At 66.7% G+C, this 24,388-nt stretch carries 22 protein-coding genes and 1 tRNA gene; 15 read left to right on the top strand and 8 right to left on the bottom strand.

Going from position 1 to position 24,388, the window contains the following annotated elements:
• Positions 1–10: 10 nt before the first annotated feature.
• The 13 genes from ACIQK7_RS13170 to ACIQK7_RS13110 all read left to right on the top strand — a co-directional run bounded on the left by ACIQK7_RS13170 (position 11) and on the right by ACIQK7_RS13110 (position 12,572).
• Entirely contained in the window at positions 11–1,717 is a 1,707-nt protein-coding gene (locus tag ACIQK7_RS13170) for a CTP synthase (RefSeq protein ID WP_403025656.1), read from the top strand.
• Between the two features lie 3 nt (positions 1,718–1,720).
• On the top strand, positions 1,721–2,299 hold the full coding sequence (locus tag ACIQK7_RS13165) for an NUDIX domain-containing protein (protein WP_403025653.1): 579 nt from the start codon (positions 1,721–1,723) through the stop codon (positions 2,297–2,299).
• A gap of 4 nt (positions 2,300–2,303) precedes the next feature.
• Positions 2,304–3,215: a site-specific tyrosine recombinase XerD gene (xerD, locus tag ACIQK7_RS13160; protein ID WP_403025650.1), complete on the top strand. Its 912-nt coding sequence runs from the start codon at positions 2,304–2,306 to the stop codon at positions 3,213–3,215.
• 165 nt (positions 3,216–3,380) lie between these two features.
• Positions 3,381–4,262, top strand: coding sequence for a ParA family protein (locus ACIQK7_RS13155; protein ID WP_403025724.1), 882 nt, complete (start codon positions 3,381–3,383; stop codon positions 4,260–4,262).
• A gap of 4 nt (positions 4,263–4,266) precedes the next feature.
• The gene (locus ACIQK7_RS13150; protein WP_403025648.1) at positions 4,267–5,091 is read left to right on the top strand and encodes a segregation and condensation protein A; all 825 of its coding nucleotides are present in this window, start codon (positions 4,267–4,269) and stop codon (positions 5,089–5,091) included.
• Positions 5,081–5,701, top strand: a complete 621-nt coding sequence (gene scpB / locus ACIQK7_RS13145; protein WP_403025645.1) for an SMC-Scp complex subunit ScpB — start codon at positions 5,081–5,083, stop codon at positions 5,699–5,701. The genes ACIQK7_RS13150 and scpB overlap by 11 nt, the downstream gene beginning before the upstream one ends.
• On the top strand, positions 5,688–6,455 hold the full coding sequence (locus tag ACIQK7_RS13140; RefSeq protein ID WP_403025643.1) for a pseudouridine synthase: 768 nt from the start codon (positions 5,688–5,690) through the stop codon (positions 6,453–6,455). Before scpB ends, ACIQK7_RS13140 begins: the two co-directional genes overlap by 14 nt.
• Positions 6,452–7,549, top strand: a complete 1,098-nt coding sequence (locus ACIQK7_RS13135) for a prephenate dehydrogenase (protein WP_403025640.1) — start codon at positions 6,452–6,454, stop codon at positions 7,547–7,549. Before ACIQK7_RS13140 ends, ACIQK7_RS13135 begins: the two co-directional genes overlap by 4 nt.
• Positions 7,550–7,584: 35 nt before the next feature.
• Positions 7,585–8,265, top strand: coding sequence for a (d)CMP kinase (gene cmk / locus ACIQK7_RS13130; protein WP_403025637.1), 681 nt, complete (start codon positions 7,585–7,587; stop codon positions 8,263–8,265).
• A gap of 32 nt (positions 8,266–8,297) precedes the next feature.
• Entirely contained in the window at positions 8,298–9,803 is a 1,506-nt protein-coding gene (gene der / locus ACIQK7_RS13125; RefSeq protein ID WP_325208947.1) for a ribosome biogenesis GTPase Der, read from the top strand.
• A gap of 59 nt (positions 9,804–9,862) precedes the next feature.
• Positions 9,863–10,924, top strand: a complete 1,062-nt coding sequence (locus tag ACIQK7_RS13120; protein WP_403025633.1) for a serine hydrolase domain-containing protein — start codon at positions 9,863–9,865, stop codon at positions 10,922–10,924.
• Positions 10,925–10,966: 42 nt separating this feature from the next.
• On the top strand, positions 10,967–12,046 hold the full coding sequence (locus ACIQK7_RS13115; RefSeq protein WP_403025630.1) for an LLM class flavin-dependent oxidoreductase: 1,080 nt from the start codon (positions 10,967–10,969) through the stop codon (positions 12,044–12,046).
• Positions 12,047–12,101: 55 nt separating this feature from the next.
• Complete coding sequence (locus ACIQK7_RS13110; protein WP_403025628.1) at positions 12,102–12,572, top strand: NUDIX domain-containing protein; 471 nt, start codon at positions 12,102–12,104, stop codon at positions 12,570–12,572.
• 9 nt (positions 12,573–12,581) lie between these two features.
• Here the strand turns inward: ACIQK7_RS13110 and ACIQK7_RS13105 are convergent, their stop codons facing one another.
• Genes ACIQK7_RS13105 through ACIQK7_RS13095 form a run of 3 tightly spaced genes read right to left on the bottom strand, consistent with a single transcriptional unit; the run spans position 12,582 to position 16,223 of the window.
• Entirely contained in the window at positions 12,582–13,763 is a 1,182-nt protein-coding gene (locus ACIQK7_RS13105; RefSeq protein WP_403025626.1) for a TetR/AcrR family transcriptional regulator, read from the bottom strand.
• Positions 13,760–14,971 (bottom strand): TetR/AcrR family transcriptional regulator, encoded by a 1,212-nt coding sequence (locus tag ACIQK7_RS13100; RefSeq protein ID WP_403025624.1) that lies wholly within the window; start codon positions 14,969–14,971, stop codon positions 13,760–13,762. Before ACIQK7_RS13100 ends, ACIQK7_RS13105 begins: the two co-directional genes overlap by 4 nt.
• Positions 14,972–15,002: 31 nt before the next feature.
• Positions 15,003–16,223: a TetR/AcrR family transcriptional regulator gene (locus ACIQK7_RS13095; RefSeq protein WP_403025621.1), complete on the bottom strand. Its 1,221-nt coding sequence runs from the start codon at positions 16,221–16,223 to the stop codon at positions 15,003–15,005.
• A 267-nt stretch (positions 16,224–16,490) separates the two neighbouring features.
• Here ACIQK7_RS13095 and ACIQK7_RS13090 point away from each other — a divergent pair.
• Positions 16,491–16,567: transfer RNA gene (locus ACIQK7_RS13090), tRNA-Pro, on the top strand.
• 222 nt (positions 16,568–16,789) lie between these two features.
• Here the strand turns inward: ACIQK7_RS13090 and ACIQK7_RS13085 are convergent.
• The 4 genes from ACIQK7_RS13085 to ACIQK7_RS13070 all read right to left on the bottom strand — a co-directional run bounded on the left by ACIQK7_RS13085 (position 16,790) and on the right by ACIQK7_RS13070 (position 21,426).
• Positions 16,790–18,769, bottom strand: a complete 1,980-nt coding sequence (locus tag ACIQK7_RS13085; RefSeq protein ID WP_403025619.1) for a hypothetical protein — start codon at positions 18,767–18,769, stop codon at positions 16,790–16,792.
• Complete coding sequence (locus tag ACIQK7_RS13080; RefSeq protein ID WP_403025616.1) at positions 18,766–19,695, bottom strand: hypothetical protein; 930 nt, start codon at positions 19,693–19,695, stop codon at positions 18,766–18,768. The genes ACIQK7_RS13085 and ACIQK7_RS13080 overlap by 4 nt, the downstream gene beginning before the upstream one ends.
• 181 nt (positions 19,696–19,876) lie before the next feature.
• On the bottom strand, positions 19,877–20,752 hold the full coding sequence (locus tag ACIQK7_RS13075; protein ID WP_403025613.1) for a hypothetical protein: 876 nt from the start codon (positions 20,750–20,752) through the stop codon (positions 19,877–19,879).
• A 254-nt stretch (positions 20,753–21,006) separates the two neighbouring features.
• Entirely contained in the window at positions 21,007–21,426 is a 420-nt protein-coding gene (locus ACIQK7_RS13070; RefSeq protein ID WP_403025610.1) for a hypothetical protein, read from the bottom strand.
• Positions 21,427–21,817: 391 nt separating this feature from the next.
• On the opposite strand from ACIQK7_RS13070, the gene ACIQK7_RS13065 reads away from it, so the two are divergent.
• Positions 21,818–22,666, top strand: a complete 849-nt coding sequence (locus ACIQK7_RS13065) for a hypothetical protein (protein WP_403025607.1) — start codon at positions 21,818–21,820, stop codon at positions 22,664–22,666.
• Positions 22,667–23,115: 449 nt separating this feature from the next.
• Here ACIQK7_RS13065 and ACIQK7_RS13060 read toward each other — a convergent pair whose 3' ends face one another.
• Positions 23,116–24,198, bottom strand: a complete 1,083-nt coding sequence (locus tag ACIQK7_RS13060; RefSeq protein ID WP_403025605.1) for a hypothetical protein — start codon at positions 24,196–24,198, stop codon at positions 23,116–23,118.
• Between the last annotated feature and the right edge of the window lie 190 nt (positions 24,199–24,388).

Genomic DNA, 24,388 nt, shown 5'->3' with positions numbered 1-24,388 from the left:
CTGCAAACCCGTGGTGGACAATTCGAACGCGGGCACAACCAAGCACATCTTCGTCACTGGGGGTGTCGTCTCCTCCCTGGGCAAGGGCCTCACGGCGGCCAGCCTCGGCAACCTCCTGACGGCCCGCGGTCTGCGCGTCGTCATGCAGAAGCTCGATCCCTATCTCAACGTGGATCCAGGGACCATGAACCCCTTCCAGCACGGTGAGGTCTTCGTGACGGATGACGGTGCCGAGACCGATCTCGACATCGGGCACTACGAGCGCTTCCTCGACATCAACCTCGACGAGGCCGCCAACGTCACGACGGGCCAGATCTATTCGACCGTGATCGCGCGTGAGCGTCGCGGCGAATACCTGGGCGACACGGTGCAGGTCATCCCGCACATCACCGACGAGATCAAGCGCCGGATGCGCCTGCAGGCGCAGGAGCCGGCCGACGGAAGCCCCCGCCCCGACGTCATCATCACCGAGATCGGCGGCACCGTCGGCGACATCGAGTCGCAGCCCTTCATCGAGGCGGCCCGCCAGGTGCGCCACGAGCTCGGCCGCAACAACTGCTTCTTCGTGCACGTCTCGCTGGTTCCCTACCTCAGTGCGGCGGGCGAGCAGAAGACCAAGCCGACCCAGCACTCGGTTGCGGCTCTGCGTTCGATCGGTATCCAGCCGGATGCCATCGTGTTGCGTTCCGACCGCCCCGTCGCCGACAGCATGAACCGCAAGATCGCGCTCATGTGTGATGTCGACCCGGAGGCGGTCGTCAACTGCCCCGACGCATCCAGCATCTACGACATCCCGAGCACCCTCCACGAGCAGGGCCTCGACGCCTACATCATCGACCACCTCGGCCTCGAGGCAGACGCAGTCGACTGGACCGGGTGGCAGGAACTGCTCGATGTCGTGCACAACCCCAAGCACGAGGTGACGATCGGGCTCGTCGGCAAGTACATCGACCTGCCCGACGCCTACCTCTCCGTCACCGAGGCGCTCAAGGCGGGCGGTTTCGCCAACGATGCTCGCGTGCGTCTCGAGTGGGTGCCGTCCGACGAGTGCGAGACCCCCGAGGGTGCTGCCCGCATGCTGTCGCACCTCGACGGTATCTGCGTGCCGGGCGGCTTCGGCATCCGTGGCATCGAGGGCAAGCTTGGCGCCCTGCGCTTCGCCCGGGAGAACGGCATCCCGACCCTCGGGCTGTGCCTCGGCCTGCAGTGCATGGTGATCGAGTACGCGAGGGATGTCGCGGGCCTCGCCGGTGCGTCGTCGACCGAGTTCGACCCGGGCACGCCCGTGCCGGTCATCGCGACCATGGCGGAGCAGGTCGACATCATCGCGGGCGGCGACCTGGGTGGCACCATGCGCCTCGGTCTCTACGAGGCAGCCCTCGCCGAGGGCTCGCTCGTCTCGGAGCTCTACGGCGGCCCGAGCGCATCCGAGCGTCACCGCCACCGCTACGAGGTCAACAACGCCTACCGCGAGCAGATCGCGGATGCCGGCCTGTGGTTCTCAGGCACCTCGCCCGACGGCACGCTCGTCGAGTATGTCGAGCTGCCGCGCGACGTGCACCCGTTCTATGTGGGCACGCAGGCACACCCGGAGCTGCGCTCGCGGCCCAACAACGCGCATCCGCTCTTCTCCGGTCTTGTCGCGGCAGCGCTCGACCGGCAGAATGCGAGCCGCCTCTTCGAGGTCAGCGAGGCATCCGAGACCACCGCGGTCTGAGGGATGAGCGCTGAGCGGGGGAGTGACCAGCTGCTCGCGGATGAGCCCGCGCCGCAGGCGATCCTCGCCTCCGACACGGTGTTCGAGGGTGCTGTCTGGGACGTGCGCCGCGACCGGTTCAGCTATGGCGACGGCGAGATCGTGCGCGAGTACGTGGCGCACACGGGCGCCGTCGCCGTGCTCGCCCTCGACGAGCATGAGCGGATGCTCGTGATCAAGCAGTATCGCCACCCCATCGCGACGCGTGACTGGGAACTCCCCGCCGGCCTGCTCGACCAGGAGGGTGAGGACCCGCTGGAGGCGGCCAAGCGCGAACTCGAGGAGGAGGCCGACCTCTCGGCCCGCGAGTGGAGCCCCCTGCTCGAGTTCTTCACCTCGCCGGGCGGGAGCGACGAGCTTCTGCGCGTCTACCTCGCGCGCGGCCTCGAGTCGGTTACGCACGACTTCGAGCGCGGCGACGAGGAGGCCGACATGGAGCTCCGCTGGGTCGCGATCGACGAGGTGCTGGACGCGATCCGCGCGGGGCGCGTGCGCAACGGCATCCTCGTCGCGGCCACCCTGGCGCTCGCCGCGGGACGGTAGCGCCGTGACGGGCGAGGCCCTGCCGGTGCTCGTCGACCGGTACCTGCGGCACCTCGGCATCGAGCGCGGGCGCGCGGCGAACACGCTCGCGGCGTATGGGCGCGATTTGGGGCGATATCTCGAGTTTCTTGAGGCACGCGGCATCCGCTCGGCCGACGCGGTGACTGGCACGGATGTCGCGGCGTTCACGCAGGAGCTTGCCGCGGGGGAGGGCAAGAGCGCCTCATCGGTGGCGCGGGTGCTGTCGTCGGTGCGCGGGTTCCACCGGTTCTGTCTCGACGAGGGCTACGCGGTGGCGGATGCCGCGGCCGAACATAAGCCGCCGAAGCTCGCGTTGCGGCTGCCGAAGGCGATCGGGCTCGACCAGGTGGAGGCGATCCTGGCGGCGGCATCCGGGGACGACCCCGTTGCGCTGCGCGATCGCGCCCTCCTCGAACTGCTCTATGCGACGGGTGCCCGCGTCTCGGAGGCGGTCGGACTCAACGTCGACGATGTCATGGGGGAAGGCGACCTCGTGCGGTTGCTTGGCAAGGGCGGCAAGCAGCGCATCGTTCCCCTCGGCTCCTATGCGCGGCGGGCGATCGACGCCTACCTCGTGCGGGCACGCCCCGGAATGTCGGCGAAGGGCAAGTCGACACCCGCGCTCTTTCTCGGCGTGCGAGGGGCTCGGGTCTCGCGGCAGAACGCGTGGCTGATCATCCGGGCGCGGGCCGAGCAGGCCGGCATCGAGGGCGAGGTCTCCCCGCACACCCTGCGGCACTCCTTCGCGACGCACCTGCTCGAGGGCGGGGCGGATGTGCGGGTTGTGCAGGAGTTGCTCGGCCATTCTTCGGTCGCGACGACGCAGCTCTACACGCTCGTGACGGCGGACACGCTCCGCGACATGTACACGACGGCGCACCCGCGCGCGCGGTGACGGGCGCGCCAACCTTCAAGCACGGGTCGAGGTGACCTGACGGCACCCCACGCGTTGCGTCCGGGCTGCGGGCGACCTCCTCGATAGAATCGGGGCTTGCAGCCCGAGCATCCAATCGGGCGTGCGCTCACTGTGAGGATGAAGCGGATGGCGAGATCACGGGACATGTCGGCGGAACTCGACGGGGTCGACGTGCAGGCAGTGTCGCCCAAGCTGGGGCCCACCGGCCGGCCAGCGCGCGGCTTCCCAGCGCCGGAACCGCTGGGCTCGCACGGCCCTGCCCGCATCATCGCCCTCTGTAACCAGAAGGGCGGCGTCGGCAAGACCACGACGACCATCAGCGTCGGGGCGGCGCTCGCCGACTATGGCCGCCGGGTGCTGGCCGTCGACTTCGACCCCCAGGGTGCGCTTTCGGCCGGGCTCGGTGTGCAGACGCACGATGTGCCCAACATCTATGACCTCCTGCTCGGCACGCTGAAGGACCCCCACGAGGCGATCCAGCAGACGGCGACACCGGGCCTCGACGTGATCCCGGCCAACATCGACCTCTCGGCGGCCGAGGTGCACCTCGTCAATGAGGTCGCGCGCGAGCAGATCCTCGCCGGGGTGCTCCGCAAGGTCAAGGACGAGTACGACGTCATCCTGATCGACTGCCAGCCCTCGCTCGGCTTGCTGACCGTCAACGCCCTCACGGCGAGCCATGGCGTGCTCATTCCCCTCGAGTGCGAGTTCTTCGCCCTCCGCGGCGTCGCGCTGCTCATCGAGACGATCGAGAAGGTCAAGGACCGGCTCAACCCCGCCATCCAGCTCGACGGCATCCTCGCCACGATGTACGACTCGCGCACGCTGCACTCCCGTGAGGTGCTCGAGCGGGTCGTCGAGACCTTCGGCGACAAGGTGTTCGAGACCGTTATCGGCCGCACGATCAAGTTCCCCGACGCATCCGTCGCCGCGGCGCCCATCACCCAGTTCGCCCCCGAACACGCGGCCGCCGAGGCCTACCGGCAGCTCGCGAGAGAGCTCGTATTCCGCGGTGCGGTCGCTTGACGTCGTGACGGTGACTGAGGGGGCGGATGCCGCGGGCGCTGCCGGCTCCGCCGGCTTCACCGTCACGGTGGGCGACTTCGACGGGCCCTTCGACCTGCTGCTGACACTGATCGGCAAGCACGAGCTCGACATCACCGAGGTCTCGCTGAGCCTCGTGACATCCGAGTTCATCGCCTACTTACGCACCCTCGACACGCATGACGAGCTCAACGAGGCGAGCGAGTTCCTCGTGGTGGCCGCGACACTGCTCGACCTCAAGGTGGCCGGGCTGCTGCCGCAGGGCGAGCTCGTCGACGCGGAGGATGTCGCGCTGCTCGAGGCCCGCGACCTGCTCTTCGCCCGCCTACTGCAGTACCGGGCCTTCAAGGAGGCTTCGGCGTGGTTCGACGAGCGGCTCACGGCCGAGTCGAGCCGCACGGTGCGTTCGGTGCGACTGGAGGAGAAGTTCCGCGCCTCGACGCCCGAGCTCGTGTGGACGCTCTCGCCCGAGGAATTCGCGGCGCTCGCGGCCGTCGCGCTCGCGCCCAAGGAACTGCCGACCGTGGGGCTCGACCACCTGCACGCGCCGCTCGTGAGCATCCGGGAGCAGGCTGCGACGGTTGTCGCGCTGCTGCGCCGCGGCGAGCCCATGACGTTCCGCCAGCTCATCGCGGGGGCGGAGCAGAAGGGCGTCATCATCGCGCGCTTCCTCGCCGTGCTCGAGCTCTACCGCGGCGCCGCGATCTCCTTCGAGCAGATCGAGCCGCTCGGCGAACTGACCGTGCAGTGGACAGCGGAACACTGGTCCGACGAGAACCTCGCCAACCTGGGGGCTGACTATGGCAACTGATGAGAGCACCGCGACGATCGAGGCCGAAGCGGATGTCGCGGCTCCTGCGCCCCCATCGGCCGAGGAACTTCGCGCTCGACTTGAGGCGATCCTCATGGTCGTCGATGAGCCGCAGGGCGTCGTGACGCTCGCGACGGCGCTCGGGGCACCCGTCAAGGCGGTGCGCGCAGCGATCGACGCGCTCGTCGCGGACTACGACGGCGAGGCGGCGTCACCACGTCGCGGCTTCGAGCTGCGCGAGGTCGGCGGCGGATGGCGCATCTACGTGCGCGAGGAGCACGACGCGATCGTCAAGGACTTCGTGCTGACCCAGAACCCGAGCCGGCTGTCGCAGGCGGCTCTCGAGACGCTCGCCGTGATCGCCTACAAGCAGCCGATCACGCGCGGCGCGATCGCATCGATCCGCGCCGTCAACGTCGATTCTGTCGTGCGCACGCTGCTTGGCCGCGGGCTCATCACCGAGGCGTTCACGGATGCCGAGACGGGCGCGATTCACTACGGCACGACCGACCTGCTGCTGGTGCAGCTCGGCATCAACTCCCTCGACGAGTTGCCGCCAATCTCACCCCTGCTCGCTGACGGATCGGAGGGGTTCGATGACCTTCGCTGATTCGGAACAGCCCGAGGGCGTGCGGCTGCAGAAGCTCATGGCCGCCGCGGGCGTTGCCTCACGCCGCGTCTCAGAGAATCTCATCGCCGCCGGTCGTGTCGAGGTCAACGGCGAAGTCGTGACCGAACTCGGCCGTCGAGTCATGCCCGAGGATCAGGTGTCGGTCGATGGCGTCGCAATCCAGCTCGACACCTCGCGGCGCTACGTCATGCTTAACAAGCCGGTCGGCATCGTCAGCTCGTTGCAGGACGAGCGCGGGCGTCCCGACCTCGGTCGCTTCGTCTCGCAGTACGAGGAACGGCTCTTCAACGTCGGCCGCCTCGACGCGCAGACCTCCGGGCTGCTGATCCTCACGAACGATGGCGAGATGGCGCACGTGCTCGCGCATCCGTCGTTCGGGGTCATGAAGACCTACATCGCCAAGGTGCGCGGCAAGGTCACTGCGCAGACCATCGCAAAGCTCACGACCGGCTTCGAACTGGAGGACGGCTTCATTGCCGCCGACAAGGCTCGACTCCTCACGAGTGGCAGCAACGCCGATGCGTCGATGGTCGAGATCACGCTGCACTCGGGCCGCAACCGCATCGTGCGACGGATGCTCGATGAGGTCGGGCATCCCGTCATCGACCTGGTGCGCCGCCAGTTCGGTCCGCTGCACCTCGGCACGCTGAAGGCGGGACAGCTACGCGACCTGACAAAGGAGGAGGTCGGCAAGCTGTTGACGATCGCGCGAGAGAACGGATCCACCCGGTGAACGGCTCGATTGCAAGGACGAAGGGTCCCGTTAGGGTCGTCGGCGCAGGACTCCTCGGCGCGAGCGTCGGCCTCGGGCTGCGGGAGAAGGGCGTCGAGGTCATCCTGCACGATGCCTCGCCCACCAGCCTGAGCCTTGCTGTCGACTACGGGGCTGGACGCCGTGCCGAATCCTCGGACTCACCCGCGCTCGTCGTCGTCGCCGTGCCGCCGGACCTCGTGGCCGAAGTCGTGGCGCAGGAGCTGCAGGCGCATCCGAATGCCCTCGTGACGGATGTCGCGAGCGTCAAGATGGCGCCCCTCGCCGAGCTGAGCCTCGTCGGCGCCGACCTTTCGCGCTACATCGGTTCGCACCCCATGGCCGGCCGTGAGCGCGGCGGTGCCATCTCGGCGCGCGCCGACCTCTTCATCGGGCGCCCGTGGGTCATCGCGGCCCACGCCGGAATTCCGCCAGTACAGATCTCGGTCATCGAGCAGCTCGCCCTCGACCTCGGCGCCGTGCCCGTCGCGATGAGCGCGGAGGACCACGACCGTGCCGTCGCGCTCATCTCGCACGTGCCCCAGGCGGTGTCGACGCTCCTGGCCCGACGCCTCGTCGACGCCGAGGACAAGTCGCTCTCCCTCGCCGGGCAGGGCCTGCGGGACACGACGCGCATCGCCGCGAGTGCGCCCGAACTGTGGGTGCAGATCATGGGGGCGAACTCGAAGTTCATCATCGAGGTGCTCCGCGACATGCGCACCGACCTCGACGTGCTCATTCACTCCCTCTCCGACCAGGAGGCGTCTGGCGCCCGTCGCTCGCTCGCCCAGATCTTGGCCGGGGGCAATGCGGGAGTCGCGCGCCTCCCCGGCAAGCACGGCCAGGATCGACGCTTCGCGCAGATCACGGTCAAGGTCGACGACCGCCCGGGCGAGCTCGCCCGGCTGCTCACCGAGATCGGCGAGGTCGGGGTCAACATGGAGGACCTGCGCCTCGAGCACTCGCCCGGCGCGCAGATCGGCCTCGCGGAGATCGCCGTGCTCCCCGAGGTGGAGGAGCGGCTCGTGACCGAGCTCGAGCAGCGCGGCTGGAAGATCGCGGGCACGTACCGTTGAGTGCGTCGGAGCACACGGCAGAGCAGCACGCCGCAATGAGGGAGACCATGCAGGAGAAGATCATCGTCGCGGTCGACGGGCCCGCAGGCAGCGGCAAGTCGAGCGTGAGCCGCGCCGCCGCCCGGCGCCTCGGCTTCGACTACCAGGACACGGGCGCCGCATACCGCGCCCTCGCCTGGTTCGTGCTCGAACGGGGCATCGACCCCAGCGACCAGGAGGCGGTCGTCTCGGCGCTCGCCGACTTCGACTACGCGATCGGCATCGACCCCGACGACTACTTCGTGCGCGTCGGGGGAGTCGATGTCGAGGCGGCCATCCGCGAGCCGCGGATCTCGGCGGTCGTCAGCGCGGTCGCAGGCATCCTTCCCGTGCGGGCCTACCTCGTCGACCTGTTCCGCCACGTGATCGACTCGAGCGACAAGCCGGGCGTCATCACGGAGGGCAGGGACATCACGACCGTGGTGTGCCCGGATGCGCCCGTGCGCATTCTTCTCACAGCATCCGAAGAAGCTAGAATGGCGAGGCGCTCCGCTGAAATCACGGGGCAGTCGGCTGCCGAGGTCGCGAAGCATCTCACTTCGCGTGACGCGCAGGATTCCCGGGTGGTGGACTTCATGAACGCCGCGGAGGGCGTCACGGCGATCGACTCCACCAATCTCGACTTTGACCAGACCATCCAGGCGGTGGTCGATCTCGTGCACGATCGCGTCGGCTGATGCCGTCGCCGTGCCAGGACTGAAGGACACCAATGGCTGACCACGACGACTTCCCAGAGCTCGACGAGCAACTCGCCGAACGCATGGCGGCGCTCTCCGAGGACGAAGCGGCCATTCGGGCGAACGCGCTGCGCGCTGGGCTCGCGGACTACGAGCTCGACGAGGAGGACATCGATCTCCTTGAGGCGACGGGTGACGACGCCGACGAGGTCGTGTACCTCCCGGCCCTGCCCGTGCTCGCGGTCGTCGGTCGGCCGAACGTCGGCAAGTCCGCCCTCATCAACCGCATCCTCGGCCGTCGCGAGGCCGTCGTTGAAGACACCCCCGGTGTCACCCGCGACCGCGTGACCTACAAGGCCGAGTGGAACGAGCGTCGCTTCACCCTCGTCGACACGGGCGGGTGGGAGCCGGACGCCCGCGGTATCGACGCATCCGTCGCCGCCCAGGCCGAGGTCGCCGTCGACCTGGCCGACGCTGTGCTCTTCGTCGTCGACGCCAACGTCGGCGCGACCGCGACCGACGAACACGTCGTGCGGATGCTCCGCCAGGCGAAGCGCCCCGTCATCCTCGTCGCGAACAAGGTCGACGATGTGCGGCAGGAGCCGAACGCGGCCGAACTCTGGAGCCTTGGCCTCGGACAGCCGTGGCCGGTCTCGGCGCTGCACGGCCGCGGCGTCGCCGACCTGCTCGACCACGCGCTCACGGTGCTGCCCGAGATCTCGGCCGTCGCGAAGGAGGAGGTCGGCGGACCCCGTCGCGTCGCGATCCTCGGTCGACCCAACGTGGGCAAGTCGAGCCTGCTCAACAAGGCCGCGGGCGAGGAGCGCGTCGTCGTCAACGACCTCGCTGGCACCACGCGCGACCCGGTCGACGAGCAGGTGGAGATCGCGGGCAAGGTGTGGCGCTTCGTCGACACCGCCGGCATCCGTCGCCGTGTGAACCTCTCACAGGGCGCCGACTTCTACGCCTCGCTGCGCACGAGCGCCGCGCTTGAGAAGGCCGAGGTCGCCGTCGTCGTGCTCGACGTGACCGAGCCGATCAGCGTGCAGGATCTCAAGATCATCGACCTCGTGCTCGAGTCGGGTCGTGCCCTCGTGCTTGCCTACAACAAGTGGGACCTGCTCGACGACGAGCGCCGTATCTACCTCGAGCGTGAGATCGAACAGGACCTCTCGCACGTCTCGTGGGCGCCCCGCGTCAACATCTCCGCCAAGACGGGACGCCACCTCGAGAAGCTCGTGCCCGCCCTCGAGACCGCGCTCGAGTCGTGGGACACGCGCATCCCGACCGGCAAGTTCAATGCGCTGCTCGCCGACCTGACGGCCGAGCACCCGCATCCGGTTCGTGGTGGCAAGCAGCCGCGCATCCTGTTCGGCACGCAGGCGTCGAGCCGGCCGCCGACGTTCGTGCTCTTCACGACCGGGTTCCTCGACCCCCAGTACCGCCGCTTCATCCAGCGACGACTGCGGGAGATCTTCGGCTTCGAGGGCACGCCCATCAACGTGAATATGCGGGTGCGGGAGAAGCGCAAGCGCTAGGCTTCCTCCCCGGATTGGGGGTTGGTCGGCGATTCCTCGTCGACCCTAGACTCGCGCTCGTGACCGTCGACGAAACCCGAATTCGCTCGGTGCTCGACCGCTTTGCGGCGCGCGCCGACGTGGGTGCCGTCTCATTCGCGCTCGCGACGCCCAGCAACGGGTGGTCGATGCTCTATGAGAGCGAGTCGCCCGCACGACCGTACTTCATCGGGTCGATCACGAAGCTCTACACGGCGGCCATCATCATGCAGCTGCGCCAGGAGGGAGTGCTGGGGCTCGACGACCCCGTCACGACCTTCCTCGACCCCGACCTGGTCTCTGGCATCCACGTCTACCGCGAGACGGACTACTCGGAGCAGATCACGGTGCGGCACCTGCTCTCGCACACCTCCGGCCTGCCGAACTACCTCATGCAGCCCCGCGACGACGGTGGCTCGGTCTTCGGGGACGCGCTCGAGCGCGACCGCGGGTGGACCTTCGACCAGGCGCTGGGCGTGACGCGCACCATGCGACCGGCGTTCCCTCCCGGCACGTCGCGCCGAGCCCACTTCTCGCACACCAACTACGCGATTCTCGGGCGCATCATTGAGCAGGCGACGAGCGTGCCCTGGGAGGCGGCCGTCGCCGAGCGCATCATCGGGCCGCTCGGGCTCGCGGGCACGTGGTCGTTCTCCGTCGGTGATGTCGACCGCTATGACGGCGTCTCGCCCGTGCTGCACGGCCGTCGCACGGTGCGGCTGCCGCTCACGATGGCCTCGGTGCGGGCGCAGGGCGGCATCGTCTCGACTGCGGAGGACGGCATCGTGTTCCTGCGCGCGCTGCTCGACGGTGCGCTCTTCGACCGGCAGTTCGTGGGCGAGATGACGGGGGACTGGCGGCGACTGACCTTTCCCAGCCACGCGGGCGTGGGCATCATGCGTAGCCGTGTCTCGGCCCTCGCAACTCGAGGCGGGCCGCGTGAGTTCGTCGGGCATCCGAGTTCCACCGGTGCCGTGCTCTACTTCGCGCCCGGCGCGGGACTCTTCATCTCGGGCACGATCAACCAGATGCAGAACGCGGATGTCTCGCGCCGCCTGCTGGCGCAACTTGCCGTCGCGGCGAAGGGCATCGTGGGGGCGTAACCGCCCGGGGGAATAGCCGCCGGGAGCAGGCCGTTGCAGCCCATGATGACTTCTTCTGCGATTGACCCTGCCCAGCCGCATCCGCTTCGCCTCTCGGTGCTTGACCTGATTCCGGTGCGAAGCAACCAGACGACAGCGGATGCCGTGGCCGCCACGATCGAGCTGGCCAAGGTCGCTGATGAACTGGGTTTCGAGCGGTTCTGGGTCGCGGAGCACCACAACATGCCTGCGGTCGCCTCGACGAACCCGGCCGTGTTGATCGGCATCATCGGCGCGAACACCTCGCGCATCCGTGTGGGCTCCGGCGGGGTCATGCTGCCGAACCATTCGCCGCTCGTCGTGGCAGAGCAGTTCGCGATCCTGGAGGCGGCGTTTCCCGGACGCGTCGACCTGGGGCTCGGCCGGGCGCCCGGCAGCGACCCCGTCATCACCTCGTTCTTGCGCTCGAGTGGCACGACGAGCGACGTGAACGCCTTCGAGCAGAACGTGCAGGACATCGCAACGCTGCTCGATACCGAGGGTGCGATGCTGCAGCTGCCGAACGGCCGCAGCTATGCCTTGAGCGCCACGCCGAAGGCGTCCGCTGTGCCGCAGACCTGGCTCCTCGGCTCGAGTGATTACTCCGCGCGGCTCGCCGCCAAGCTGGGGCTGCCCTACGTCTTCGCCCACCACTTCTCAGGGGAGGGGACCGAGCGCATCCTGGAGCTCTATCGCAGTGGTTTCACGCCCGCCGCCGAGGGTGACTCGCCCCGCACCTTCCTCACACTCAACGTCTCGGTCGCGTCGACCGCGCAGGAGGCGATGGCCGCCGCGCTGCCCAACCTGCAGCAGATGGCGCGCCTGCGCACGGGCGCACCGCTCGGGCCCCTCGCGACGATCGAGGAGGCGGCGCGCGCTGAGTTGACGCCCGCGCAGCAGCAGACCGTCGACGCCATGCTCGAGCGCTGGGTCATCGACGAGCCTGTGGCGGCCGCTCGCCGCATCCGCGAACTCGCGCGACGCTACGGGGTCGACGAGGTCATGCTCGTGCCCGGCCTCTCGGCCAGCGACGCGGATGCCGCGAATGCCACGCCCGCCCGCGTCGACGCCCTCCGGCTGCTCGCCGCCGAACTGCTCGGCTGAGGCCCGGGGTTCGTCACACACGGTCTCATGAGCGCGCTCGTGAGAGAGTGGAACAGTGACGCACAAACCGCCCTACCGCCCCAGGACCTCGGGCGACGGCTGGGTGGAGGGCGCTGACGGCGCGCGGTTCTGGGGGCTCTACGGTGCCGCTGGCCTGCTCGCCCACGACCCCCAGCGCGGCGTGCTGCTGCAGCACCGCGCGATTTGGAGTCACTTCGGAGGAACGTGGGGCCTTCCCGGTGGCGCACGGCACGAGGGGGAGTCGGCCTACGACGCTGCCACGCGCGAGGCCGCCGAGGAAGCGGCTGTGCCGGGCGACGCGCTCGTGCCCCTCTTCGAGGAGATCCTCGACCTCGGCTTCTGGTCGTACACGACCGTCGCGGTGACCGTGACGCGCGCCTTCGACCCGAGGATCGCCGACCCCGAGAGCCTCGACCTGCGCTGGGTGCGGCTCGATGCGGTCGAGTCGTTGCCGTTGCATCCGCTCTTCGCTGAGGCGTGGCCCGCCCTCATGCGCCGGCTCTGACGCGGTAGCTCAGCAGGCGCGGATGGTCGCCATGGCGGCGAGCACGACGCGCTGCACGCGGGTCTCGGTGAGCTCGTCGCGCTGCCAGCCGAGCTTGCGCCCGAGATCGTTGACGATGCACATGCCCGCGAACACGAGGAACTGTGCCTCGGGCAGGGAGAGCTCCGGCCGGATGCCGAGCAGGGACCGCACCCAGTGGCCGACCGTGAAGGCCTGCATCCTCAGGAACTCCAGCTTCTGCTCGCCTGGCATGCGGCGGCCGTCGTTGAGGAAGGCCGTCATGCCGTCCGGTTCATCGAAGGAGTAGTGCACGTAGTTGCAGGAGAAGCCGACGAGGGCATCCCGAGGAGTCTCTGCCGTGGCGAGCACGTCATCATCGATGCGCTGCAGTTCGGCGTGACCCACACAGCACGCATCCAGAAGCAGGCCTGAGAGGTCGCCGAACTCGCTCGCGATCACGTCGACCGAGACGCCGGATGCCGCGGCGACGTCGTCGGGGGCGACAGCACAGAAGCCGTCCCTGGCAAAGAGGCTCAGGGCGGTGCGCTGGATGCGGCTGCGCGGGGAGTCGTCGTGCCGCCACGGCAGGTGCACCTCGCGGGCGGGGGCGATCTCGCTCGGCCGCACGGGGGAGCTGTCGAGCACCCGCATGGCCGCCGTGGTCAACAGCGTCAGGATCTTCTGCTCCGGCATGTCGGTGGGGTGGATCGTGATGCTCGCGACCGCGCTCTGGGATGCGGCGGCGAGCAGCGCGATCTCGGCGGGCTCCAGATCGGGTCGCATGACGGCCAGGGGGCGGCGGATGCGTGCCTGCACCTCCTCGACCATCGCCGCGTTCTCGGCACGGTCATCCGGCAGCAGGTGGCGCACCTCGGAACGGTAGAAGCCGCTCGCGTTGCGCTGCGCTATCGTCGCCCTCGCGGACGCCTCGATGACCGCGGCCAGCTGGGCGCGCGCTTGGCGTGAGTCGTGCACGTCAGCGACGAGGTGGTCGCTGGCCTGCAGGAGGGTTCGCGCGGCGCCGAGCACCGATTGCGCGAAGAGCGTGTACTTCTCGGGAGAGTGCCGTTCGACGTTGTCGCTCGATAGGCCGGCCGCCGCGGCGATGTCGTGCAGCGTGGTGCGGAGGTAGCCCTGGGCGGCGAAGACCCGTGCGGCCGCAGAGCGCACGAGTGTCGAGGTGTCGGTCACCTGATCAACGCCATGACCATGCACGCGAACTTCTCGATGCGGCTCGTGGTCGCATCGTCGTTCTTCCACCGGAGCATGCGGGCAAGGTCACTCACGAGGCTCATGGCGGCGAAGACCAGGAAGGTCGCCTCCGTGTGCGACAGCTCTGGCCGGGCATCCTGCATGGCCTTCGTGCAGAGGTTGACCGAGTAGTCCTGCAACGCGAGCATCGTGCCGTGGTTGCCGTCGTCGAAGTTGCGGGCATCGGCGAGGTAGACGGTCATGAGCTTGTAGTCGACCATGTAGTGGCGCACGTAGGCGCGGCACAGGCCCAGGAGGGTGTCGCGCGCGCTGACGGAGCTCTCCAGCGCATAGTTCAGATCGATCTCGAGCGCCTTGTGGCCGCTGAGGCATCCGCGCGTGAGGATGTCGGAGAGGGACGTATGCTGCCGTGCCCACTCGACATCGACACCCGCTGCCGTGGCGACCTCGTCGATCGTGACGGCGTGGTACCCGCGCTGGAAGCACAGGTCGACGGCGGCCTTGAGGAGCTGCCCATCCCTGCTGGTGTCGTCATGCCAGGCGGGCCGGGTCGCCGGCTGGTCCATGTGCACCTGCGCGGGGGAAGGCTCGCTGTCGAGCATCCTCATGGCGGTGACCGTGAGGAGCGTCTGCACCTTGGGTGCGGGCAGGCTCGTGGCGTGGATCGTGATGCTCGCGATGACACTGAAGGCGGCCGCGGCCATGAGGGTTGCGTCGTCCTCGGTGAGCTTCGGGCGGTGGAGCATGAGCGGTTGCCGCACTCGGCGGTGCAGTTCGCCGATGATTCCGCTGAGCTCGCGGGCGTCTTCGCGGCGAAGGTAGCGGTGCTCGGAACGGTAGAAGCCGCCGGTCGCGCGAGTGGCGATGGCGACCCGGGTGGCGTTCTCGATGATGCGGGTGATGACGCTGCGGGCCTGCCGCGGGTCATTCGTCTCGATGCCGTCGGTTGCGCGCACCATCTCCCGCGCGTTCGCGAGCACGACGTCCTTGAAGAGCGCGTACTTGTCCTCGTAGTGGGCGGAGAAGGTCTCGGCGTCCACGCCCGCTTCAGAGCACACCTCTTCGACGCTGGCGTCGTTGTAGCCGCGTTTGGCGAACACGCCGGCGGCGACCAAGCGCAGACGGGTGCGGGGGTCTGCATCGGTGGCGGTCATGGCGGCGCCCGGGTTCGACGTGTCGTTGTGCATCCGTTGCTCCTTTGCTGCGCGTGGGCGCGCTTCAGCGGCCGCCGATGAGGGTGGCGAGGACGAGACGCTCGGTCTTTGCCATGGCCTCGTGGTCGTACTCCCAGTTCACGTGGATGCCGACGTCCTCGACGATATTGAGGGCCGCGTACACGAGGAAGCGGGCTTCGGCGTCGGCGAGCTCCGGGCGGATGGCCTTGACGTTCTCCAGCCAGCCGTCCATGAACTCCTCGTGCAGCTGCTCAGCCCGCTCTGCGTACTGGGCCGGGAGGTGGTGCCCGTCGAGGATGAACACCGTCATGAGCTTGGGGTCGGTGAAATAGTGCTCGACGAACTTGTGGCTGAGCGCGAGCAGGATGTCGCGGGGGAGGCGTCCGGCCGCCGCCGCCGCGGTGCCCATGGCATCCCGCATGATGGCGCCGCCCGTCGCGAAGGCGGCGGTGAGGAGGTCGGCGGTGTTCTTGACCTTCCGCTCGATCGCCCACTTCGGGAACCCGGTCTCCCGGGCGATGTCCTTCATGGTGACCGCGGAGAAGCCCTTCTCGTAGACGAGGTTGATGGTGGCAGCGATCACGCGGCCCGCCTTGCTCTTGTCGGCCATCCACGGCGGGGTCATGCGCTGGCGGAACTCGCCGGTGCGGGCGGTGAGGGCCGACTGACTCTCGAGAAGACGCATGGCCGACACGACGAGGATCGTCTGCAACTTGGGGCTGGGCAACACGGTCGGCGCTGCCCCCGCGGTCGCAAGCGTGCTCGCGGCGGCGAGGGAGAGGAGTTCGACGTCGCCGCTGTTGAGGTCGGGACGCACGCGATGCAGCAGGGCGGCGATGCGCTCGTTGACGGTGGCGTGGGTGGCGCGGAGCTCAGCCTGGTCTTCCGCGGTGAGGTAGCGGTAGTCGCCGCGGACGAAGCCGGCGCGGGTGCGGCGGGCGACGTGGGCGGCGGCGAGTGACTCGAGCATGGAGACGAGGAGGGTGCGTGCCTGGCGCGTGTCGCTGGGCACGTTCACGCCGATGTCAGTGGCGGCTCGCAGCTCGCGGGCACTCGTGAGCATGCACTCGCGGAAGAGGTCGTAGATCGTGGGGAACTCCGCCTTGAGCGTGTCGCAATTGATCCCGGTCTCGGAGCAGACCTCTTCGAGCGTGGCGTTCACGAAACCCCGGGTGTCGAACAGCTCGATGCCTGCGTCGATGATGCGCCGCCGGAGGTCCGAAGTCGTTTCGGAGGTGCGGGCGGCGGAATTCGGGTGGGACATTTCGGGTTTCCCTTCGCCTTGCTCGTCTTCCCAGTGAATCACGTTGGGGGGACAAATTGGGGGTACAAGATCCCCCAGTGCGGGGGGAAATAAGGGGCATTCCGCAGCGGAACCGGGGTACAAGAGACTCTCGAGTTTGTACCCCGTCTGCTCACATGAGCGGGGCGCGACGGTCGAAAGCGTCGTGTTCGGATGCGCGCCAGAAACACGATAAGCTTGTCCGGTTGCTTCAGCCGCCGAGAGATCGGAAGCCGCAGCAGCAAGCCACGGGCTGTGGCGCAGCTTGGTAGCGCACTTGACTGGGGGTCAAGGGGTCGCAGGTTCAAATCCTGTCAGCCCGACCAATGGGTCGAACCAAAAACCGTCCCAAATACTCAAAGCGAAATCCCTTTCGGCAGATGCCGGGAGGGATTTCGTCGTTTTCGGAGGGGTTGAAACGGGTTGAATGCGCTCGGCCAGCCGATTCCCGATGCTCTGGGCGTTAAATGGCGAAACGCGCCCGTTTTCGGGCGCGTCGTATTGATCTGAATGCGGGGTGTGGGGGCGGAAACTGTGGGCGGGGTTGCCTAGGTTCTGAGCGGCGACGCCAATTTGCCTTGGTGGTAAAGAAGGATGACCGGATCGCTCGGGAGAGTTCCCGTGTAGCGGTTGATGCTCACACGGTCGCGGCGGCGCTGCTTCTTCTCGCCGGGGTCGCTCGGTTGGTCTTTCAGCGCTGCGATGGCTTCTTCTTTTAGGAAGGTGGCAACGGCGCGCAGGTTGTAGACGGTGAGCAGGAACGCCATGAAGAAGCCGGCGGCTGCGAATCCGCGGACCCGACGCCGCGAGGGACTATCGATGCTCTCCTGGCCGTCATCCTTGCTGTTGCCGTTGAGACCTTCGATGCTGTTCCGAGCGTGCTCGTGGAACTCATGCCATTCCTCGCTCTTGTACTGGAAACCTTGGCTGGTTCGAATGTCGTCCTCCTGCTGCAGTGTCACGGAGTGCTGGCGGCAGATCTTGGGGAGGAAATTCATGTCAGGAGCATCCGCTTCGTCAACGCGGATGCGCTCCTTCTCCGCGACTGCGGGAAGAGCCTTACCCTCACGTTCCATCAGGAGTTCGAAGATGGGGCAGCTGACGGTCGGGCTGTTGCTTCGGGCGGGGCAACTGACGGGTTGGCGTCCCTTGGCATCGGGGCGCTCTTTGGCTCGGACCTGGAACGCGCGCCGATTCTCGATTCGGACCTTATAGACCTCGTCATCGACGCCATTCTGTTTCTTCTCATGGTCAACCGAGGCCATCTGCAGCGCTTTCGGCGTGCCGGGGCACAAGCGGAGACCTTCGATGAATATGACGCCGTCCTTCGTCCCGAGCTCGCCGTCCTTCCCCTGGGGGCCAAGTCGGTCGATTCTGTAGTCGGTTGACGGGGTCCAGCCCAACGCCCGTGCGGGAAGGTGCAGCCGGGACGGTAGCGCGTTGGCCCAGTACTGTTTGTCGGCGTCGGCGAGACCTGGAGTGAGTCCGATCTGTGCCGCAATGCGCATGAGTTCGACGGCTTCTTCGGAGACGCCGACGTTAGGCATGCTGAGGGTGGCTGCCACGGCGAGTTGCGGAAACCGCCTGGCTCCGGGCGCCTCCGAGTCCACCCGGACAGCGATGTTCACCTCCCATCCCCAGATGTACTCCGTGTCCTTACCGCCGCGCTTCACGGGCGACGTGGAGTCTCTGCTGCCGGGAGCGAGGTCAGAGCGGTTGTCTTCACTCTTGGCATGGAATCCGGCGAACGGGTCGACAGTGCTGGTTTTCGAGAGTCGCTGGATTTCGTCGATGTCGCCGCTAGCAATCGCCGCGACCTCCGCGGCGATGAGTGCCTCCAAACGCTTCGGTGCGTATTGCTTGGCTAGGCTTGCGGAGCGGATGACGGTCTGGTCGAAGGAAATGTCGAGCTGGTTGCTGACCCTGCGTATGTGACGTGGCTGCTCGCGGTATGTCATGTGCAGCAGGGCATTGGTGAACTCGTTCAGGCGTGCTCGTGCGATCTGTTCGCGGTGCTTGTCGTGGGCCGCCAGAACGTCTCTGATTTGGCCGTAGGCGAGATTTACGTATCGCTTCATTGGATACGGGTCCATGAGCCGCAGGATTCGGTGGAACGAGTTGCCAACGTTCTTCTCCCACCGTGTCTCTTCGCCGGATGCAATGCCGAATGATGCAACCGGAGTGGGCAGTCCGAGGTAATCGCGCGATTCTTGAGTGAGACGGCGATAGAGAACACGGTTGAGGTTGCGGATCCACAGGGAGTTCTTCTCCGAAGCGAGGAGGAGCATTCCAACCAGGATCGCGCCGCGGGGGATGACCGGTGGCCGGCCGCCGCGTCCGGGCACTGGATTGTCGATCTGATCCCAGTCTTCGAGCAGCGTCAGGACGCCGGACTTCATGATCCTGGTCGCGGCGCGAACGACGTCTGCGTGACTGATCTCTGTTTCCAGTCGACCGCGCTGGTCGACTTCGACCTCGGTGAACCCGCCGAAACGGTCGTCGCCGTGGTCGTCAACTGTGCTGATCATGCGTTGACCTCGCCGGTGATGTGGGCGAGCCAGTCGGTGGTGCTACGGGCTTGGGTGTGCCGAAGGTAGGGGGAGAGGCTGGCTGGTGTCGTGAATCCGGTGACCTCCAGAAGCACGTCGATGGGCAGGTTCGCGTTGATGAGGGAGACGATCCACCCTGAGCGCAGTCGAGCAACAGATGGTCGTAGCTCTCCTCGGTTTTTGGTGAGGAACTGCTGCAACTGGTGGGGCGGATACTCGTCTAGTCGATAGGCGTGGAACACGTCGCCTGCGGTTCGAGCGCCGATCGCACGGCTCAGAGGTTGCACCCACGATGCGCGCACAGGTACTCGACGTTCGATGGGTTCGCGAAGGGTCACGAACGCGCGACCATTGGTGAGGTCGACGTCACTGACCTGTGCGTCCATGATCTGTTGCGCGGTCAGCCCCGCTCCGGCAGCCAAGGCCAGCAGCGCCCGCGCGTTCTGCCGTTTCAGTGGCGTCGACAAGGTATCCGACCACGAGCGCAATCGGGCGACCTCGTCTGCTGAGTGGGGAGTGACCGCTTCGGCTTGGCGAGGAGTCGGCAGCTTTTCGAGAAGAACACCAGCAACTGTCACCGCCACTCGCGCGATGATCCGCGACACATCAAATCGGTAGCTCGCGGAATGCTGGGCAAGCCCGACGTTGAGGTATCGGTTGAGGTGCGCCTGGGTGAAGATTCGCGCAGGCTCCACCGGGCAGCCGGTGGCGGTAACGACCCACGCGCTGAACAGTCCAATCATGGTCATCAAGCGGCGCGCATTTGCGTGGGTGCGCGGTGACATGGTGATCGTGCAGTCGATGGTGAACTGGCGGACCTGTATCCAGATCGCCGTTTGTGGGTTGGGTGTGTAGCCGGCGATGATTCGGGCGCACACGGTCGGGAGATGGGGGTCTGCCAGCATGAGGGCGGCCTCGGTGGCAGCGCGAGCAGTGGTCTTGTTAATGAGTCGGTTGTTTTCCACACCCCGTATGGATGCGGCACGAACTGATTTCTTCGCTGTTTCGAGATCTTTTTTCCGGGAGATTGCGCGGGCACGCAATAATCCCCGGTCAGAAGCGTATTCATCTGGCCAAAGTTTTTTCTCAAGGATCCCGTTTCGGGATCATTGGCGCGAATCGGTCCAGGGCGGCGAAGTTCTTCAGTCCCGAGATGCGAAGGACTTCCTCGGCCGGTGTTCCTTCGGCCAGGTGTTGGATCAGCCAGGTTGCACGCATCCGCACAGGCCGCACGTCCAAGGGACTACGTGATCGGGTGAGGAAGTCGGTGATCTGTCCCGGCGTGGCCGTTTGCCTCCCGGGGCGGAACAGCCAGCTACCGGCCGGAACCTCCAGCAGGGTCTGTCGCAGCGGTGCCACCCAGTCGGGAGTCACAGGGATGACCCGGGTGCGGTTCTGCCACACCACGATCCGGGCGGTCGGAACATCTCCCGTGGTGTCGATGACCACGTCGGTGGTCTGCACGTCGAGGAGTTCACGGGCTGCGAGGCCGGCGCCGAGGCCCAGGGCGAGCATGGTGCGGGCGTCTCGGCGGCGCCCGGGTGTGGCCTGGGTACTCGCCCAGGATACGAGGTCAGCTATCTCGGTCGCACTGTAGGGGCGAGTCGGAGCGGACCTGGCAATCGGTCGGTGCGGTGCGTCTGCTTGGTCCGGGTTGAGTATCTCGGCGATACGCCACAGGGTTGCCCGCAACGTTGCCTGACTGCCGCGGGCGGCACCTGGCATGCCGAGGTGGATGAACTGGTCAATCATGGTGGTCCGAAAAATGCGTGCCCGCTCCAGAGGGGTGCCCCGGGCCCGCCAGCACCACAACACCATCGGAACCGCCGCCGCGTACAGGTCCCGGTCGCGTCGCTGGGTATGGGGGAGGCAATCAGCGACGACCGCGTCTACGAAGGGGCCGATGGTGTCCCAGTAGGGCAGCGCCAAAATCGGCACGTAAGCGGTCGGTGGTTTTGTCATGGCGTCCTCAACTGGGCACCGCGTCTCGGGCCTAGCTCTCACCGTAGGAACCAGATGGCTGAAATAACCGCCGAGTCATTGACACTCCAACTGAGTAGCGCACACGGGAGGCGTCGTGCCGCGCACAGACCTTCTGCATCACACCGGGTGGTGCAGAGAGGCACCTCAGTCCCATGCGCACCACTTCGCGAACGCTCTACCTCCATGCCAGCACCCTCTGGGGCGCAGTAGCCGACACTGACCCGCGATCGGCCCTATTCGAAGCCGCCGAAGATCGCATCACGAGGAACAGCGTCGTCCGCGTTCCGGCCAGGCAGCGCCGATGGATCAGTCAGCTCCACTCCTATGAATCGTTCTGGGTTGAGCGAGGCAAGGCAGCCCGCGAGAATACCCGAGACCGAAGTTCCCTTCCGGACGAGGAGCGGCGTCTCGGCGAGTGGGCCCGCTACCAGCGCCGGAATCGAGCGGGCCTTTGTATTTACCAAACTGTGCGACTGGACGTATCGCCGGCATTCGAATGGGATCCCCAGACCGCCGCCTGGAACAGCAATCTCGCTGCATGCCGCCGGCACCTCGTCGCGACTGGCACCCTCCCGATCCTCGATGCAAGCGATGCCGGCCAGTTCGCTCTGGCGCGCTGGCTCGGTCGGCAACTCGACCTTCGGCGCCGGCATCTGCTTCCTCCACCACGGGCAGCGCAGCTCGACGCACTTATAGAGATGAGCAGGACCACCTGAACTCGTCCGCTCATCGCCAGCGTCCACCCCGTGATCTGCGTTCCGAAACGGCGACCGGGGGCTGCGCAGGCGCGGATCGTGCACAAACACACCGACTCATCGACAGCAGCAGCGCTATCCCTCTCAGCAGATTGACCCGAGCTATAGCGTCAGACCGCTATTGTTTCCGCTGTTGTGCGGCATCAACTTGAGGAGAGAGTCATCGAAACGGTGCCTGCCCATGCTGCTGCAGATCGATCCGCACCTGATGGGTGTCGCGCTCACCCCTCGTGGGTCGACCCGGTGGTGTCTTCGAGCGAGTCCCACCTCCGGGTATGGGGCTGAGTGAATGACTGACGTGCTCCGTCCCCTAGAGACGTTGGCCACTGCGAGACGCTTGGGGGTTCTCGGCGACACCCATGGCGACATGGAACATGTACTCGCCGTTTCCGCCCGAATGCACGAGCGCGGTGTGCGTGTGCTTTTGATTTTGGGGGATTTTGGCTTTATCTGGCCGCGCGGCAACTGGGGTGTGGATCTGAGCAAGCTCAGTCGGCGCCTTGCCGCCCGGCAGCAGAGCCTGTTCTTTGTTGACGGGAATCACGAGGACTTCGCGAGGTTGTACCGGCATCCGGTCAGCGCCGATGGGTTGCGGTGGCTGCGGCCCAACATCGCCCACATCCCGCGCGGCTACCGCACGGTCCTCAGCTCCGGGAAGACCCTTGCCGCGTTGGGCGGGGCCGCCTCAGTTGACGTCGGCAACCGGGTGGAAGGGCAGTCGTGGTGGGAGGAGGAGACCATCACCGACCACGACCTGGAGGTCCTTGGCCACGAGCACGCCTGCGTACTCGTCGGACATGATGCCCCTATCGGGGTCCCGACTCTGGAGGCACATCTGACCGCCACCAACCATTGGTGGCCGACGAGTGGCCTGGCCCATTCGGCTATGGGGCGGCGGATGTTCCATCGCGGCTTCATGCAAGTGCGGCCCAAGCTATACCTCGGCGGACACTACCATCTTCACGTTGATGAGACCGTCGAGTTCCACGACGATGCCGGCGACTTCACGTCGAGGATCGTGATCCTCAACATGAACGGACATGCGACGGTCAGCCAAGCGGTCCTGGATGTGGACACTCTGCAGCTAAAGTTCTTCTCCCTCCGCGACGAACACCGCACGCCAGTAGGGGAGGACTGACGATGATCCCCGGTCGCCACCCTCCGTCAGGTCCGTCTGCCAAGTCCCCGAAGTATGAAGGCAGTGAGGAAACGGTCCGCTACTTCGCGACGCTCGGCCGGTGGGTAAGTGCACAAGCCGTGATGGATTACTGCCAGATCTCAGCGGACACCCTGCGGGGATGGCGAGAAACCGATCAAGTGCTGGGGGCGGAGTTCAACGACGGAAACGTCTACTACCCGGCCGCGCAATTCCGAGACGGGCGAGCTGCGCCCGGGTTGTCAGACGTACTGGCCGTACTGTCACGCGGATACGGGGGCAACGCAACCCGGATTGCCTGGTTCGCCGGCCAGGCCTACATCGGCGACGAGCGGACGCGTTGGGACCTGCTGCTAGAGGGAAGAATCGGTCTCTTGATCGAGTGGGCAGAGCAAGACGTGGCACGAATCACAGGGCCCTGACCTAGACGATCACGCCGCGAATAGACCTACCCGGCGAGGGCCCCGCAGCAGGGTCCGCGACTCAGGATCGCTGCGTGTCGGAACGTGGACCAGGTACTGGTCGAGGTTGTCGAGCTGGGCGATGCCGCCAGCACGAAACAGCACCGTCAACGGAGTGCCAAGACCCAGATGCGTCACAATCCACGTTGCTCGCAACCGCTGACTCGCCGGCGCACCGGCCGTGGCGGCATGGATGAACTCGCTGATCTGATTCGGACGCACCCGTCGCTGCGCGGCGCCCCACACGAAGTCGCTGGGCTCCCTCTCGGCGACGGACTCGATGACCCACTGCTCCCACTCGTGAAGGACCGCCACCTGACGAGGCTTCGAACCGTGCACCGTCAGCAGCACCCCGTCCCCATCAACACCGACGTCCTCCACGCGCAGCGTCGTCGTCTCTATCGGACTCAGTCCCGCACCAGCCATCAGCGCAATCATCACCCGAGCCTTTTGCTTCAACTGTTCCGTCCGCTGGGCGCCGGCCCAGGCCCGGTACTCGTCCAACTCAGTCTCTCGGTAAGGCGGCTGCACGGTTCGTTTCGGCAGAGGGGTCGGGGCCGGAGCGTAGGCGAGGGCGTTGACTGTCCGAGCGGTGGTGGTCAGCGCCGACCGGTAGGAGGCAACGGTCCCGGCGGAAAGGGTCAGTGAGAGGCAGTAGGCATCGATAGTCTCCTGCGTGAAGAGATGTTGCGGGTCGGGCTGGATCCTGCGCGTTGTGACGCACCATAGCGCGAACGGCCCGACGATGCGCATGAGGGTTTTCGCCGAGAGCGTCCGCGCCTCTGCGGTGCGGGCGACCGCATCACGCACGATGTGACGCACCTTAGGCCACTGCTTCTGTGCAGATCGGTAGTGCTCGACCTCCGCGACAATCTGTGGACTGCACGACAGGTAGTACTCCCCGGTACTGAACGAGGCGGGCACCCCTGCAGGGATGCTGTTGTCTGCGAGCGGGGAATCGGTGCGGAGCGTGGTCAAGTCGGAAGCGAGGTTGTCGGTGAGTCGGTAATCGTTCATGTCGACCATGAGCGCGGCCAATTCGAGAATCACCATGAATCGGCAAGAATTTTTTCGCACACTCCATCCGACACCTTCTTTCGTGCTGCTGATCAGAACGCGGGATGGACCATGTTTCGCGCCGACAAGCTCCAAGCCTCGGTAGGCCGCCCGGCTGAAACCGTGAAAAGTTCTGCCAGCAACATCCGGTAACCGGCGGCGCCGCATGGGGAATCGCGCCTCTAGG

Source organism: Salinibacterium sp. GXW1014, from assembly GCF_044769865.1.
Lineage (GTDB): Bacteria > Actinomycetota > Actinomycetes > Actinomycetales > Microbacteriaceae > Homoserinimonas.
Note: the sequence above shows the minus strand (reverse complement) of the source record. Positions and strands in the feature narration are given on the sequence as shown.